Source organism: Pedobacter westerhofensis (genome assembly GCF_900182595.1).
Taxonomy (GTDB): domain Bacteria; phylum Bacteroidota; class Bacteroidia; order Sphingobacteriales; family Sphingobacteriaceae; genus Pedobacter; species Pedobacter westerhofensis.
On sequence record NZ_FXTN01000001.1, the window covers coordinates 83,947 to 100,057 of the forward strand.

At 41.7% G+C, this 16,111-nt stretch carries 18 protein-coding genes; 3 read left to right on the plus strand and 15 right to left on the minus strand.

Translation table 11 applies throughout. The features are described from left to right. Positions 1-14: 14 nt before the first annotated feature. From FN831_RS00350 to FN831_RS00375, 6 genes are all read right to left on the minus strand, one after another. A complete protein-coding gene (locus tag FN831_RS00350) occupies positions 15-1,211 on the minus strand; it encodes an alpha/beta hydrolase family protein (RefSeq protein ID WP_142526220.1) in 1,197 nt (398 codons plus the stop codon). Positions 1,212-1,219: 8 nt separating this feature from the next. Beyond that, positions 1,220-2,002 (minus strand): alpha/beta fold hydrolase, encoded by a 783-nt coding sequence (locus FN831_RS00355; protein ID WP_142526221.1) that lies wholly within the window; start codon positions 2,000-2,002, stop codon positions 1,220-1,222. Positions 2,003-2,075: 73 nt separating this feature from the next. After that, entirely contained in the window at positions 2,076-2,651 is a 576-nt protein-coding gene (locus FN831_RS00360; protein WP_142526222.1) for a Crp/Fnr family transcriptional regulator, read from the minus strand. Between the two features lie 172 nt (positions 2,652-2,823). After that, positions 2,824-3,486: a hypothetical protein gene (locus FN831_RS00365; protein WP_142526223.1), complete on the minus strand. Its 663-nt coding sequence runs from the start codon at positions 3,484-3,486 to the stop codon at positions 2,824-2,826. 212 nt (positions 3,487-3,698) lie between these two features. After that, a complete protein-coding gene (locus tag FN831_RS00370) occupies positions 3,699-5,069 on the minus strand; it encodes a transporter substrate-binding domain-containing protein (RefSeq protein WP_142526224.1) in 1,371 nt (456 codons plus the stop codon). Between the two features lie 23 nt (positions 5,070-5,092). Then, positions 5,093-6,034: an NADP-dependent oxidoreductase gene (locus tag FN831_RS00375; RefSeq protein ID WP_142526225.1), complete on the minus strand. Its 942-nt coding sequence runs from the start codon at positions 6,032-6,034 to the stop codon at positions 5,093-5,095. Between the two features lie 87 nt (positions 6,035-6,121). Here FN831_RS00375 and FN831_RS00380 point away from each other — a divergent pair, with 87 nt between their 5' ends. Further along, on the plus strand, positions 6,122-6,964 hold the full coding sequence (locus FN831_RS00380) for a helix-turn-helix domain-containing protein (RefSeq protein WP_142526226.1): 843 nt from the start codon (positions 6,122-6,124) through the stop codon (positions 6,962-6,964). Positions 6,965-7,011: 47 nt separating this feature from the next. Here FN831_RS00380 and FN831_RS00385 read toward each other — a convergent pair whose 3' ends face one another. Further along, positions 7,012-7,632, minus strand: a complete 621-nt coding sequence (locus FN831_RS00385) for a Crp/Fnr family transcriptional regulator (protein WP_246101244.1) — start codon at positions 7,630-7,632, stop codon at positions 7,012-7,014. A gap of 186 nt (positions 7,633-7,818) precedes the next feature. Next, positions 7,819-8,415, minus strand: coding sequence for a Crp/Fnr family transcriptional regulator (locus FN831_RS00390; protein ID WP_142526227.1), 597 nt, complete (start codon positions 8,413-8,415; stop codon positions 7,819-7,821). Between the two features lie 128 nt (positions 8,416-8,543). Here FN831_RS00390 and FN831_RS00395 point away from each other — a divergent pair, with 128 nt between their 5' ends. Then, positions 8,544-8,987, plus strand: coding sequence for a cupin domain-containing protein (locus FN831_RS00395; RefSeq protein WP_221931225.1), 444 nt, complete (start codon positions 8,544-8,546; stop codon positions 8,985-8,987). A 55-nt stretch (positions 8,988-9,042) separates the two neighbouring features. On the opposite strand, the gene FN831_RS00400 is transcribed toward FN831_RS00395, so the two are convergent. The 6 genes from FN831_RS00400 to FN831_RS00425 form a co-directional block, all read right to left on the minus strand. Continuing rightward, on the minus strand, positions 9,043-10,074 hold the full coding sequence (locus FN831_RS00400) for a neutral zinc metallopeptidase (RefSeq protein ID WP_142526228.1): 1,032 nt from the start codon (positions 10,072-10,074) through the stop codon (positions 9,043-9,045). A gap of 478 nt (positions 10,075-10,552) precedes the next feature. Further along, entirely contained in the window at positions 10,553-10,945 is a 393-nt protein-coding gene (locus FN831_RS00405; RefSeq protein ID WP_142526229.1) for a nuclear transport factor 2 family protein, read from the minus strand. A 74-nt stretch (positions 10,946-11,019) separates the two neighbouring features. Beyond that, positions 11,020-11,874, minus strand: a complete 855-nt coding sequence (locus FN831_RS00410) for a helix-turn-helix domain-containing protein (RefSeq protein ID WP_142526230.1) — start codon at positions 11,872-11,874, stop codon at positions 11,020-11,022. 127 nt (positions 11,875-12,001) lie between these two features. Continuing rightward, positions 12,002-12,403: a helix-turn-helix domain-containing protein gene (locus FN831_RS00415; protein ID WP_142526231.1), complete on the minus strand. Its 402-nt coding sequence runs from the start codon at positions 12,401-12,403 to the stop codon at positions 12,002-12,004. A gap of 169 nt (positions 12,404-12,572) precedes the next feature. Further along, complete coding sequence (locus tag FN831_RS00420) at positions 12,573-13,247, minus strand: SDR family NAD(P)-dependent oxidoreductase (RefSeq protein ID WP_142526232.1); 675 nt, start codon at positions 13,245-13,247, stop codon at positions 12,573-12,575. A gap of 35 nt (positions 13,248-13,282) precedes the next feature. Then, complete coding sequence (locus FN831_RS00425) at positions 13,283-13,750, minus strand: ester cyclase (protein ID WP_142526233.1); 468 nt, start codon at positions 13,748-13,750, stop codon at positions 13,283-13,285. Between the two features lie 260 nt (positions 13,751-14,010). On the opposite strand from FN831_RS00425, the gene FN831_RS00430 reads away from it, so the two are divergent. Further along, positions 14,011-15,072: a hypothetical protein gene (locus FN831_RS00430; protein ID WP_142526234.1), complete on the plus strand. Its 1,062-nt coding sequence runs from the start codon at positions 14,011-14,013 to the stop codon at positions 15,070-15,072. Between the two features lie 163 nt (positions 15,073-15,235). Here the strand turns inward: FN831_RS00430 and FN831_RS00435 are convergent, their stop codons facing one another. After that, a complete protein-coding gene (locus FN831_RS00435) occupies positions 15,236-16,033 on the minus strand; it encodes an SDR family NAD(P)-dependent oxidoreductase (RefSeq protein WP_142526235.1) in 798 nt (265 codons plus the stop codon). Positions 16,034-16,111 lie beyond the last annotated feature (78 nt).

The window sequence follows — 16,111 nt, forward strand, 5'->3', positions numbered from 1 at the left end:
TAGCGATCACTATATTAATTGAGTACGGGAAGCCCTAACTCTTCCAGCCAGTCCATCACAACTGTTGTAATAAAATCAGTTGCGCCAACATGACAGTGTTCCTGCGCGGAGTCTTTTTTTGTTAACTTTATGTAAGTTGCTTTATTACCTAAAGCATCTGCTAACAACTGGGGCTGGCCAAAGAAGAAATGATCCTGCTCCGCTTCGCACACGAGTACAGGGCACTGGATATTTTTTGCAATTCCCTTAATGCTCATTGGGCGGGTCATTGTCATTAATTCGTACGGCGAATCAGTATGAAAAGACCAGCAGCCCTGTTCTACGCCCCATCTTAAACTGGTGCTTTCCTGCATTGCTTTTTTGATGATCTCATCAAAGGCTTTCTTGTTGCCATCGTTCAGCAATTGCATTAATGCGGGAGGTAATGTCCTGGTGAAAGTGCTGAAGATATCAAATACACCATCCACACATACCACAGCAGACAGGCGATGTTCGAAAGCCGCAGCCCTGGGAACTAAAAAGCCACCGAAAGAATATCCTATTAAGGTAATCTTGCCACTGTCAATAGCACTATGGCTTTCACAATAATCGATCAAAGGACTTACAACTTTTTCCCACTCATTGATAAAGCCGAGCTGCTGGTTGCGCACCACAGCAGGTTGTCCGGGACCTTCAAAGGTGATTACATTGAACCCTCTTTCCAATGCACCGAAGCCAAATACATGCAGCATTTCTTCCTGGCTGCCGTCATAGCCGTTGCACATTAAAATTGCAGGACGCGGTTCGCCGGTCTTGCTGGCCCGGTACAGGATAGCAGGAATTGTGAATTCACCATTATTAAGCTCTATCCTTTCAGCGGGGATATCAAGCAAAGAAATAGCGAGGTCAAAGCAGGCAGTCTGCTGTGCCCACATTTCATTAATACGCGGGTCAGCCGGGTTGCCATGCAGGAAGAAATCAGCAGCCCGGTAATAATTTGAGGCACGAAATAACGCATTTCTTGCTGATACGGGATGGCGCGTATTGCTCACACCTGCATGGACATGCCTGGCAAGCTTATTAAATTCTTGATACCAGCTTTCAAAATCGCCCGGAATTATTTTATCTGCAACTTCAAGAACTTCGCCAACATCTGCGCCAAAGCTGCGGCTTGTACCCAGTACTCTTAGTATTTCATAGTGAAATGTTTCATTTGTGCTTAGTGGTTTCATAATTAAATTTAGTAGCTATAATTTGCAGCGTCTATAATGAGTTGTGCGGTTTCTTTTGGGTGCGAAACATAACTTGAATGACTGCCACCATTAATTTCAATAACTTTTATGCTTTTAGCACGCTTTGCGTAAAATCTTTCGAGGTCAGGGTTGATGATCCTGTCTGCGCTACCTACCAGATACCAGCTTGGTTTAAATTTCCATGCAGGCCTCTGTATCACAGCCGCAAAAACCTTATCGGCGGTCGGAACCTGAGAATTAGCCATAAAACTGGCTTTTTCCAAAGGTACGCCTCCGGCGAATTCTTCGGCAAATTTAGCAGGCTCAATATGATCAAACCCGTCAGCTCCTTTAATGGTAAACTTATTTGCAGGTGGATAGGTTTTCAGCAGGTCTGCCCTGCGCTCACTTGAATCAGGGGCATGTGCCGTGATATAAACCAATCCGGCAACTTTTGGATGATTACCTGCAGCAGAAATAATCACACCGCCATAGCTGTGGCCTACAAGAATGCAGGGGCCATCCTGTTGACTGATTGCTTTTTCTACGCTGAGCAGATCTTCATCAAAATCACGTAAAGAATGCTGCGTAACTGTAACTCTGTATCCTTTTTCAGTTAGTATACGGTATACACCTTCCCATCCGGACCCATCTACAAAAGCACCGTGGACTAAAACAATATTTTTTATCGGCATATCGTTTTTCTGAGCCTGAGCGCTGGCGACATCATAAGTACTGATAATGGCTAAAATTATTATGAATACCTTCTTTAAATAAGATTGATTGATCATTTTCTGTTGTTTAATTGATGTTTTTATTTGATATTTTAAATAGTTCGCTGCAAAGTTCAGTTTAAAACCCAGGCTATTTATTGACGTATGTTAAGAGTTTAATACGGCTCAATGACTCTGGTTTAACACCTATAAAGGAGGCGATATGGTATTGGGATACCCGCTGCTCTATTCCCGGATATAGTAATGACATACGTTCTAAACGAACTGTAGCAGGGTAATTCAAAAAAAACATCTCCCGTTTGCATTTCCTTATAAAGTAAAAATCAGAAATGTATTTGCTTAGTTTAAGAAAGGCGTTGTCATTTTTAATTAAGCAATGTAGTTTTTCATAGCTGATACAGTTTATTGAACATTCAGTTAAGGCCTCTATATTGCAGTCGCTGGGCATTTGCGTTAAAAAGCTGTCATAAGCACTCGCGATGTCGTTTTCAAAATAAAAATCGTTATTATACTGACCATTATCATGATTAACATAAGATCTTAATACACCTGAGGAAACAAAGCCGATGAAATTACAAACGGACCCTTCGCGTAGCAGGTGATCCTTCTTTTTTATCTTTTTTAATTTTAACTGCGAGGTAAACTTCTCAAAATGATTTACATCCATTTTAAGATCTTCGGTGAACAACTTTAATAGGGATTTCATAAATATGTATTCGCTTCAGGTAAATTAATGGCCAAATTGCCAAATGCGTAATGGAGATATATAGTTGTTCCTTGATTATAGATCAGACAAAGGCCGGGCATACGCTACACCCTTTTGTTGTTGTATAGCGTTTGCCGCAGTCCGTCAGATACTATTGCGGAAAGCATATAATTTACTTGATACTATAACTGATCAATTCTGATTTACTGAGCACCGTACCATCCTGAGCAGTATATATTGCTATTATGCCTATGTTTTTTGCCACGTAAAAATCAAAAGTTAATATGGTAGTATATACCTTGTTATTTAATGCCTGGAGTTCTAGTTTTGAGTGAATCACATCCTGATAGGTTTTGCCACGTATGGTCTTTGCGATGTTCTTCTCGGTGATGGTACCTTTTATTTGAGTTGCACCAGAGCCCATAAAGGTTATGGGTGCAATCCAGTTACTATTGAGAGAGGTTTCCTCGCTGAGGTAAGGGAGTTCAAGCGTGTTATTGTCCGTATCTACAGTGTAGTTATAATACAGATGATCTTTGATGCAAAGGTAGTCTTCCTCAGTTTCCCTGCCAGTCACCGATGTAAGTTGATGGAATGTTTTATTATTTAATAATTTGGTACCAGCAGTCATTGTATTCACTGTGGTATCTGCAACAGGATCGCCAGGCTTGTCTGCAACGAGATAATCATTATGATAATTCCAGGTAGAGCCGGGGGTAAATGACTGATAGGCACCCGAATCCGAAATATCATCCGGTTTGTCGTTATTGCTTTTTTTGCATGCGCTGAACAGTATGATCACTGCTGATAGAAGAGATAGAATGTAATTTTTCATAGGGTTAGACCTGTGGCCGGGTTAAATAATTGGTTGCTAATTAAGGTGAATGAGACCGCAATGTTGCCTTTATAAGAACTTACGCAGACGTCAATGCTGATCGGAAACTTAAGCACGAATGTCTGGTTAAGCCTGCCGTTTTTAATTGATGTATGTTAAGAGTTTAGGTGGTTCAGCGTCTAAAAGCAGCTGACAAGAGGAAACAGCAATTGTTATTCATGTTTTTTTGCTGCTAAAATGCTTGCTTCTTCCATCCGTACTTTCCATTTTACTTCTTCATTTACTGCCCTTAACCATTGAAGGAAAACAGGTTGTCCCTTTTTAATAGCCATTCCTATAGGCAGGGGAAATTCCATACTGGACATAAAATCCCCAGGTATGCTCACCAGGCCCGGATTCTTTTCAGCAAGACCGGCAAAAAAGAACTTGTCAATATTGGCAACATCGGCATTTCCAATTAATACCGGATTTAAGGGGACGTCAGCAAGGTTTCCTTTTACCGCGATTTTTTTTGCCTTTGGCAGCCGCTGAATAAGCCATTTTCCCTGCGGCGAACCTTCAATATAGGCAATGGTGATCCCGGGTTTGTTCAGCTGATCAATGCTTTTAATATTTTTCAGTTTTGGATTATCGCGCTTGCCAAACAGTGTCTGGGCAGCCAGCGAATAACTGATCATATCGACTGTCTTGATTCTCTCGGGAGTTACCAGAAGAGGTGCAATAGTGATGTCCACGTTGCCGCTGTTGAGTGCTGCTATTTTGCCGTCGAAATCAACATCCACGGTTTCCAGTCTTACGCCAAGCCTTTTTGCAAATTCCTCTGCCAGCACCCATGCCGGGCCTTCAAATGCCGGGCCAACATCCCCATTGCGGGTTGCTTTCAGCCATGGATATTCATCTACAACAGCTACTCTTAAAGTTCCCCGCTTTCTGATTTCATCAATTCTGCTGCTTTTACCCTCAGCAGGAAGTGCTGTAATTTGTGAGTTCCTCCTGTTATATGCATAACGGTGGGCCAGCCATCTTGTTGCAGTACCGTCAGCCAGCATGAAATATTGATCTTTGACATCACTGTCCTGTCCGGTATAAGAGATGGTCTGATCCATCCGTAACATTTGTCCAGATATTGCGTTTCCGGTACCAGGCAGCGAAAGCGGTGAAAAAGAAAGCTCAATGGATTTGCCATCGCCTTTAACCGTACTCCATGCGGGCATCAATCCCAGGGGTACCCTCGCATCGTAAGAAACATAATCCCAGCGTCCTTCGATGTGGTTATAGGTCAGCAAATCGGTTCTCTTGATTTCCAGCTGTGCAGAATCACGGAGAAACTCCTGCAACATTGAACCCGTCATCCTGCGCTCAGCTACCAGCCCGGTTGTAGTAACCGGTTTAGCGCCTGGCGATGCCCACACGGTTTCGGTAACGTTCCAAAGACCTGCACGATTGGCAATTAAGGCATCTTCAGGTATCAAGCTCAGCAGGTGCTGTGGTGATATTTTTGTTTGGCCGTTAAGGGTTACAGATGGAACTGACAGCGAAAAGCTGAACAATGCAATTATTTGAATGAGATTTAACTTTTTCATATTTACACTATTGGACCATCCGGCTAAAGATTGACAACGATTTTACCAACTGTTCTTCCACTTTCAATCAGCTCATGGGCTTTAGCCATTTCTTCGAAAGCAAATTCTCTGGAGATATGGGACCTTATCGCCCCTGACCGGAGCAGTGCCGCCACATTTTCCATATCAGTCCCATTCGAGCTCACTGCTGTAAATTCTGCGCCCACATTATTTTTGACGGCCTTTTCTTTTGCCACATCAGTGATCTGGACCAGTATGCTGATCAGCCTGCCACCAGGTTTAATCATATCAAGTGAGTCAAGTATGCTTTGGTTTCCAATGCTCTCCAAAACCACATCTACCGGCTCAATACTTGTTGCCAAAGTTTGGGTTGTATAATCGATATGTTCATCAGCTCCGAGCGACAATACAAAGTCTTTGTTGGCGGCTGAAGAAGTCCCTATCACATAAGCGCCGAAGTGTTTAGCAATTTGTACCGCATAATGCCCCACTCCTCCTGCGGCAGCATGTATTAAAACCCTGTCCCCCTTTTTGATTTTTGCGCGGTTAACCAGATTCTGCCAGGCGGTAAGTGCCGCAAGTGTGGCGCCCGCCGCTTCGGCATGTGAGATATTCTGCGGTTTTTTTGTTAAATGTGCTGCCGGCCCGGCCACTAATTCTGCGTAAGCAGCACCGATGCCCGGAAAATTTACCATTCCAAAAACTTCGTCACCAGGAACAAATAGTTTTGATTTGGACTCAGCTACTACGCCCGATATATCCCAGCCCAGAATTAATTCCTGATCCGGATCAAGATTTGCGTAGATATACACTCCCTGTCCAACTCTTGTCTTAATATCGACAGGGTTTACACTAATGCTTTTGACCTGTATAAGTAACTCACCATTATTAATTGCCGGCGCCGGTATATCCCGGTATATCAGATTACCGGTACTGCCTGGTTCTTTTAAAATAATTGCTTTCATTTTTATTGATTTATTATACCACAAAATTATACCCAAATTTTGATATAAGTAAAGTATATATTTTCCATAATTGGGTATATTTGCATCATGAACAAAGAAATGCTCCATTCAGCCTACGAAATCAATTTTGTGGAAGCCGACGTATGTTCCAAGTTTGAGCACGGACATAATTTTTTCGAATTAGCGTATATCCGCTCAGGGACGGGGAAGCATTTTCTAAATCAGTCTGAATGTATTTATCATGCCGGCCAGCTTTTTTTGATTACCCCGGAAGACACCCATCACTTTGCAATCGAAAGCAGGACTGCGTTTTTCTTCCTGAGATTCAATAATATCTATCTTAAAAAAAACAACCTCGGCAGCGATAGCCTGCAACTGCTGGAATACATCCTGCAGAATACAAATCACCTGAATGATTGCATACTTCAAAATATAGCTGACAGGACTTTCGTTGGCCCCGTGATAGATACAATTTATCAGGAGCAAAATGTGAAGGACCTGTATAATGAAGATCTGATCCAGCAATTGGTAAATACGCTGATTATTATTGTTGCACGGAACATAGCCAAATTCCTGCCCAGCTACATATCTGAAACCACAGAAGAAAAGGCTGTTAGTATCTTACAGTATATTCAGCAAAATATCTATGAGCCTGAAAAATTAAGGGCGGAAAATATCAGCGATTTATTTACAGTATCAACTGCATATATTGGGCGCTACTTTAAAAAACATACCAACGACACCCTTCAGGGATATATTTCAAAATACAAAGTGAACCTGATTGAGCACAGAATAAAATTCAGTGATAAGCGAATGAACGAAATAGCGGACGAATTTGGCTTCACAGACGTCAGCCATTTAAACAAATTCTTCAGAAAGCAAAAGGGTTACAGTCCAAAAGATATTAAAAACGGGCTTGCTGGTACATAATATCCCAACACCAATGCTAAAAAGCTTTACCGAAGCTGGTTACGCGCTTATGTTTTTTTATTTTCAATTCGTCTTCTGATGCGGCTCAGGGAAGGGTTTTTTATACCCAGATAAGAAGAAATATGATAAGCGGGTATCCTTTCCAGTATTCCAGGTTGTTCATTCAGCAATTTGAGATAGCGCTGCTCATGTGTATAAAAAATAAATTCTTCTGTTCTGGACTGGGCTATGGAAAAAAACTGTTCTGCAAGCAGCCTGCCGAATTTTGCCCAGTTTAAATGGGTAGCGTAAAGGCTGTTTAAATTACTGTAAGAAATAAAAACAACTTCCGAATCTTCCATTGCTTCAATATAATACCAGCAGGGGTTGCGTGTTACAAAGCTTTTAAATGAAACTACAAATTGATTTTCCGAGAAAAAGAACAGATTTTTATCCACTTCGGTTTCCGGATCGTGGTAATAAATCCTAAATATCCCTTTAACAATCAATGCAAGGTCGTTGCAAACCATGCTTTGCATGTTAAGGAAATCACCTTTTCTAATTCTGCGTGATTTCCAGAATGTTTTGGAATCAGAAATATCCTTGTCATTTAATTGCGCAAAGTTTTTAAGATGTTTTGATACTATATTTTCTGTATCTGTCATTAATGTAGTAACTAAATTTGTCATTCGCCAGACTTTAATTATTACATGAAAGGTCGGGTTTAAAAAAACTAAAAATCTTAACATCAGTTAAGACTTGTTTTTCGATACCCTGCGCATTAATTTGTTTGTGAACTACCTTACCAAAGAATTGACTGACTGTCATCTGTGATCCCAGGCCCTACTGATCAGTAATTACAAGGGCATTGAATCCTATTTACTGTTATTTGATGCCAGCTTAATCCGGCTTAAGGATTCTGGTCGGATACCGAGGTATGAAGCGATATGATATTGGGAAACCTTTTGTTCGATACCGGGGAATGAAAGTGAAAGCGTATCCAACCGCTGCGCAGCTGACTGTTTAAGAAATGATATTTCACGGCGGCACTTGCGAATAAAAAATGTCTCGGTAATGTAAGTCCTCAGTAATAACCATCTTGGATCATCCTTGATCATCCGCTGAAATTGCTGCTCTGATATTAAAAAAACAGCGGTATCTGTTAGCGCCTGAATATTAAAGCTTGTTGGACGACTGACGAGATAACTGGTAAGTGCTGTAATAAAGTCACCCTCAAAGAAAAAGTCATTATTGAATTCCTCCAGATCATTAGTGACAAAACATCGAAAGGAGCCCTTGAGAACAATACCAAAAAAATTACAGACTGCTCCTTCCGTAATCAGGAATTCATGTTTAGGAATAACTTTTGGTTTTATGCTTTCGCTCAAAGAATTCACATGGTCAATAGTAAGTCCGGCTTTTATCACAGCAGACTCGAGATTTTTATACAAATCAATTGAAATTTTCGGCATGGTAAGCTAAGTTAAACAATCTATACATTTATAATGCCAATCAGTTACTAGTATTACAAGACTGAAAGTCTTAACCTACGTCAATAAATTAGCAATTCACGATCTGGATATTTGTACAAACCTTTATTATGAAATACATACAAATCCACTTATCAATGTTTTTTGCTGTTATTTTTTTCAGCTTTATTTTGTCAGAAAATGCTGCAGCACAGGGAAATGATACCCGGGATTCCATTATCCGGAAAAAATTATTACTTGTTGATATTCCGGAAACAAAGGTTGCACATATAGACATCAGGGAGATTATTCTTAAACCGCTTCAGCAAACAGGTTACCACAAGCATCCTATTCCTGTAACGGGTTACATTGTATCAGGAACCTGCTTGTTTCAGGTTGAAGGCGAGCAATCAAAAACACTTCATGCCGGTGATGTATACTATGAGCCAGTAAATCACCCGATAAAGCATTTCGATAATTTGTCCGCCGAACAGCCTTTAAAATTCATCTCTTATTATTTAACGGATAAGAATGAGCGGTTGATTATCAAGTTAACTCCGAAACACAAGCAGTAAAAAAATCATTCCGGCCGCTTATTGAACAAGGTAACGGCGATTGCAATATAGAAAACTAATTCTTAATTATATTATTCAATTCTGCGTCAAACAGTCTCGCAAATTCGTCACCCGGTAAAATATAATCCCGTTTTTGTGAATTGATGGTGAGGTTATATCCCCATTCAGCAGCTGCCTTTCTTTGAGTTGGAGAACCATGGTGTCCATCGATGGTAAAATCGCAATCACCTGTATTAAAAAACACCTCAGCTACTTTTTGCAACTTATCTAACTTCAGAGCTGCTCCCTGGGAATGCGACAAAAAGTATGCTGCGTAGGCATCGGCCATCAGTTCGAAGCGGCGGGAAGTTTTTGGGGTTAACTTTATACCTTTTCCCAGAATACCCAGCACATATTGGATGTGATGCCCAAACTCATGCGCCAAAATGGCTTGCGGAGCGATGTCACCGTAACCCAGTTTGTCGAAGGCCTGTAGCAGGCCATCCCCGATAATGACTTTGGCCGGAACCAGCCCAACATTAGCGATAGTTGTATCGGGAATAGTAAATTGATTAAACGTAAACGCGGGATGCTCGCCGTTGAGGAACTGAGGGTAGATCTTAAATAAAGTGGCTATCGAGTCGGCATAATGGTTTGCCTTGTCATTACTATAACCGTATATATTTTTATACATTTTAAGGATTTTATTCCGGTCCTGCAGCATGGAACCATGCGCCGCAACCACAATGATGTTTTTCGACGGTATATTCCAAAAACGTTTCAGATTTTTGAAGTAATTAATAACCTGTTCAGTATTTTCGCCCTGAACACCGAAGTATTGGTTTTCAGCACTGTTTTCATAATACAGTGTGTAATAATTAGCCATTTCTGACATTCGCAGCTCCTCACCCGCTGCAATAATAGTTGGCTTTTCCCCCCACCTGAGAAATTGATCATTAAGCCAGGCACGTAAGGGAGGAGCGGTACAGGGACCTGGCACAACTTCGGCCAAATCCGGGACTACGGGATGTTCAATTGTTTTTCTACAGGCACAAAGCACGATAAAACAGATGGCAATAGTTGCGCAAAGGATATTAATTTTTGTCATAAATCATTGTTTTTTCCTACCAGGCGAGGAGTAGCGCAGTTTTCTGCATTGAAAAGATTACGCCATCAGCCCCTTACATATTTAATTTGTAGTTCAAAGGTAGGCCGCTGGCTCATCCGGAGGAATCATTTTCCCCTGAAGTGATCAAATTTGAGCATGAAGTAGCCGATTTGTAGAACCGAATCGTTCCATTTTCATGGCTGCCCTTTGGAACTAATTGCTACCTACCCCGAGCAATATAATGTGCCTTCCTGATTTTTGATTTCTACTGCCTGTAAAGAATTGCACCTCTTACCCATACCCAGGGATCAAATATTTATTTCCATATTTTAAAAATTAGATTTTTATTTCCAGGCACCGGGTTATTTACCTATTGAAGACCCCACTAAAATCCATAAAGAATCATTCATATAAAGACATCGTCAAGGATTTACCCTGCACGCATGTTTAACAGTGGATACCAGATTATTACCTAATTTTAGCGCATGGTACCCAGATCCCGCTCACGTGGATCTCCGCTTAGCATATGCGTTAATTCGCTGCAATATTGAACTTTATCATCCCATAGATGAAATTCAGCAATGACCTGGAGGGTTGCCCTGCGATCTTCATTGGTCACCACATGCACCAGATGATTTGTAAACAGAATGTGATTTTCCTGTACAATAGTTGTAAACTCTACCTCCACCGACTTTAAGGAAGCTTTTTGTGCTTTCATATGCTCGCAAAACCCATCATAATCCAGTTCCTGACCGTCCACTACTTGTTTATAATTTTTGCTAAAGTATTTTGTAATAAGATCTTCGTTGAACGTCTGACTTGTAACAACTGACTGAAATCCCTCTTTTAATAACTCCTTGTAATTTTCCATTGTTTGAATTTTATTCTACAAAGAAACTCCCAGATCAGGAATATTAAAAGAAGGAATAAGCGGTAAAAGTTGGATTAAAAGCGGGATTTTCGGAATGAGACTGGTGTCATCGCAGTAACTTTTGAAAAGATCCTCGAAAAATAGGCTTCATCAGCATAACCAATTTTTATCGAAATTTCCTTTATACTTAGTGGGCTGTACCATAGCAAGCGTTTGGCCTCTAAAATGCTTTCCTGTTTGATCCAATACGTAACCGTCATCCCGGTAACAGACTTCACACACTCGTTCAGATATGGAGTTGAAATGGCTAATTTATCTGCATACTGCGAAGGCCGCTTAATCTTACAATAATCTTGTCTAACCATCTTTCGAAAGCGTCTGGTGATGTCAAATGGACGGCCATCTTTACCGGAAGGTTCCGGAGCAGCAACCTTGTATAGGTTCGCAATAAGCCCTGCAAAGGCAGAAACCAGGTGAGAGGTTATGGCTTTCGGGTAGCCATCATCCTCCGACAGGCAGCTTGTCTGCAGGGCATTCACTATCAAAATTAATTGCCGGGAAGAAGCGCAATCCAGACTTAAAGGACCAAGCTGGTTTTGTTCCTCAAAGAATGCGATAAAAGACTTATCAATAAGTACACTATTAACCGCCACAAGCCAACCGGTTACATTTGATGTTGACAGGTAGTAATGCACTTGACCAGGGCGGATAAAAAACACACTCTCCCCTGTCATCAGGGCTTCCCTGAAATCAACCATCAACCGACTTTCTCCGGATTGTTGCAACAGGAAAACATAATACCCATCCCTGTGGGCATCCTGAAAGCCCGTGCTTGCAGCGTTACCTGGCTCCATGTAACGCACAATAACTTCCCCTAAATTGCGGGGCAGATCCTGTTTTGGAATGTTGTTAAGCTTTCTCTTAGGCACAGTCTACAATATGGAAATCTAATTCAATTTTTTCCAATTATATTTTGGAAAATTTCATAAGATGAAATGCTTTAACAGTTAACAAGGTTGCAAATATCACCTGCAGGCTTAAAAGTTAACTGTATGCCTAAGAAAAAGCGCCGCTAATCTGAGCGGCAGCAAACTTTATCCGGTATTCGGTGGGGGTCATTCCGGCATATTGTTTAAAAAACTTAGTAAAATTTGATTTATCATATGTAAGCTTGCTTGCCACAGCGCTTATTGTTAAACCAGGATCCGCGAGCAACCTTTTTGCTTCCTCCATAATCCTCAATTCATAAAAATAACAGGGATGATATCCTGTATATAGCTTAATCACATTACTAACGTGAACAGGATGCAGGAACATCATTCCGGCAATATCCTTCAGGTGGAACATGTTTTCTACCCGGCCTGCCATAAAATCGTCGAGATGTTTGTTCATTTCCTTCAAAAACAACGCAGTGATTTCATCTTGTCTGTTTAAATATTTGAGAGGAACTGTACTCATTATTGTGCTGATTTTTGAACTATGTAAAGCTCCCGATTATTATCTGAAAAAACGTGGTGAAGATTATAGTTTTTAAGTAAAAGCTAAAGGAGCATGCCGCTATATTTCCAAGTTTGCCTAAAGGCTTAGATAAGCAGGAAAAATGCTGATTGCATTCCTCCTGCGTTTATTAATATTCTTCTGATACGCCTAAAGCACTATCGTAAAACCGCCCGCTTTCCATCCCGTAGTTAATAGCCTCATAAATATTATCTGCTGCAATTTCTGCAGTTAATGGTGCCTGATCGCCTCCAAGTTTTGTTTGCACCCAGCCAGGATGTACTGGCGTTACTGAGATGTTTTTTCCCTGCAGGCGTTTTGCCAGCATAGCTGCATACATATTTATTGCTGCTTTGGACATTCTGTACGATGGCCCGTTCACATCAGCATTGCGGGGCAGGCCCATGTTACTGGATATAAATACAATCTTAGCCCCTTCATTAAGCTTGGTGAGAAGAGGTTCCGTGAAAAATACTGATCCGGTAACATTGGTATCAATAGTAAGTTTAAAAGCATCTGCTTCCGGCTCGATCGCAAATACATCTGGTGCTGCACCAGCATTATTAATAAACAGGTCTATCTTTTTAGTCTGATTGTTTATGTATTGAACCGCATTTTTCAGGCTTTGGCTGTCGGTTACATCCAGTTGTACAACCTCAAGGTTTTCATGAGAGATTTCAGGTAATGTACCGGACCTGGTTGTCCCTATTATATTATAATTTTCCTTAAGTAATTTTTTTACCAGGGCCATACCTATACCGCTGCTAATTCCGGTGATAACAGCAGTTTTAATTGGATTATTCATTATCTATGTCTGTTTAAAGGTTTATTACTTTTTGCTTAGTCGATCGCAAACCCATTCGTCGTCCATGCTCCGCTTTGCAGGAGTAGGCCAAACCAGTCTTCCAAATGCCAGGTATGGGTCAGTTTTCCATCTTTAAGATGGTGGAATTCATGAAGGGCAACCGCTACCTTTTTCTGAGTTGAGGGAATACCGAGCAGATCTGCGTTGTGGGTAAATGATATTTCCGCACGCACGCCTGCACGTTCATGCGTACCATATATTTCGTGAATAACTATTTCAACGTCAGGAAACGTTAATGAAAAACGGTTGATGATTTCCTGTAGTCCTGGCGGACCTGCTTTTTGACCAGGTGCAAGTGGTATGTCCTGCCAGTCCGGACTGCAAACTTCATAAAGGACCTGGGTTTGTTTTGTTTTCCAGACTCCGTAAAACCTCTCTATCGAAAGGCGTTCTTCTGCGGTAAGTGCCTCTACTGCATTATTTATTTCATTTTGATTAAACATATTCATATGATTTGAATACAAATATCGTATGGTCTGTCATGACTATCGTGGTGACTATTACAGTATCTGATACCCTTGATTTTTTTTGAGAAAAGTTTCTCTTTTTTTGGCAACGTATAAAGCCTCTCTGACAGAATAATGAAGTGGATCGTCTGACATGCGTTTCCCAGCACCTTGCCGGAACATGCAGGGTGACTGGCGAAATTCGGCGATTTTCCGAATGTGTTAACAATTTTGGCTGTTTGCTTGTTATAAGGGCTATGGAAAAAAAAATCTACCTTACTATTACAACCTTACTATTATTTGTATCTACCTCTTTCATAGCATGCCATAAAAAAGGCGATCCTTCACCTGATCCACAGCCTGAGAGTAGTGTTGACGTTTATGTTGCCGGAAATAATGGGTCGGGGGCATCGTTATGGAAAAATGGAACTGCAGCCACTCTTCCATCGGGGACTGATGCAAATGATATTGAAACATCAGGTAATGATGTTTTCGTTTCAGGTTTTGGTATGAATAAAAATGATCGCTACGTTGCCAAATACTGGAAAAATGGTGTGTCCGTAGATCTGACGGACGGCACCCGAAATTCATATTGTTATGACATCTACCTCAATGGGAACGACGTTTACGGCGCAGGGCGGCAGCAGGTGAGTAATGGTTCTACCTATGTTGCAACCTATTGGAAAAACGGAACTCAAGTAACATTAGGCGATCCTTCCGAAAACAGTTTGGCAGCAGCGTTACTGATAACAGGCAGTGATATTTATGTAATAGGTAAACATAATAAAGCCGGCAATTCACCTGTAGCCTGTTACTGGAAAAATGGTACGCTGGTTGATTTAAGTAATGAAAGTACTTATGCCGGCAATCAGGCAATAACGGTGTCAGGCAGTGATATTTATATGCTTTGGTCGGCTACTTATAACAATGAGGGGCTTTCCAGAACGAGCTATTCGAAGAATTTTGGGGCACCGGTAGTGATCAAAGATGCTGCACAAAACTTTGACGGTAATTCTATTGTCGTATCCGGCAGTGATGTTTATGTGTCTGGACTGGGCATCAGCACAACGGGGAATGTCTTTTCGCCAACTTATTATAAAAACGAAAGCCCTGTATTGATCAATGATGGTCCAAAAAGCGCGTTTGCTACAAATATAACGATAAATAATAGTGATGTATACGTTGCAGGCTGGACAGAAAATGTGGCTGCCGGTAACTCTCCTGCAGCATGTTTTTGGAAAAATGGCAAGATTACTTTATTGGGAAGCGGCACATCCCAGTCATTAGCGAGAAAGATTGTTGTGGTAAAGAAGTCATAAAAATCAGCCTTATATCAACTGAAGAAAACTTAATTGCCCATGCTGCAAATGGGTGGCTACAATGCCACCAAGGTAGGACGGCAACAGCAGCAGGACTATCCCGCTGCTGTTGTCGTCCAGCAATGTTTCTGGTTTTACTATTTCACTTTAATTCAGTTGGGAGTTAAACAGATCTGGTATGCCCACCATCTACACGCAATAATGCACCGGTTACATAATCGGCCATGGGGCTGGACAAGTACGCCACGGCAGCCGCAATTTCCTCCGGTTTGCCAAAACGTCCTACATCATTCTGCACAAACTGTTCAACGGCATTGCGCTCAATATCGGCCCAATTATCGCCCCAGCCGTATTGCCCAGCCATATTGAGTAGCATATCACGCGTATTTTCTACCAGCATTGGTCCGGGAGCGACTGTGTTTGAGGTGATGCCAGTACCCTTGAGTTCGCGGGCCAGCGATACGGTCAGGTTATGACGCGCAGCAGTTGCCGCTAAATAATCAGGCTGCAAAGCAAATGGTTCAATACCGCCGGAAGATCCTATCTGAACCATCCTGCCCCAGCCCAGAGTTTTCATAGCGGGCAATAAACGGTGTATCATGCGCACATAGGCCAGCACATTCACATTATAGCTGTCGCGCCAGTCGTCTACGCCCACCTGCAGCCACGGCCTCGGCGTATAAGCGCCGGCGTTATTCACCAGTATGTCTACCGGTCCCCCAGCTAAAGCCCCGTTGGCTACAGCATCTGCACCTTCGTCTGTCGACAGATCTCCCAGCACATAAATTGCTCGCCCGCCGGTATCGTTTATGCTCCTGGCTACCGTTGCCGCACGTTCCTCGTTACGGCCATGAACAACCACCTCGGCGCCTTCGGCAGCCATTAAGCGTGCGATCGCTTCACCCAACCCTGCGCTGGAACCAGTAACCAGCACTCTTTTTGTTTTAAATTTCAGATCCATGGAATTCTTTTTATTACTTTTGTTAATTAACTTACTTTAAGTAAGTAAAGCTAAGGGGTGTATTTTATTAATACAAGA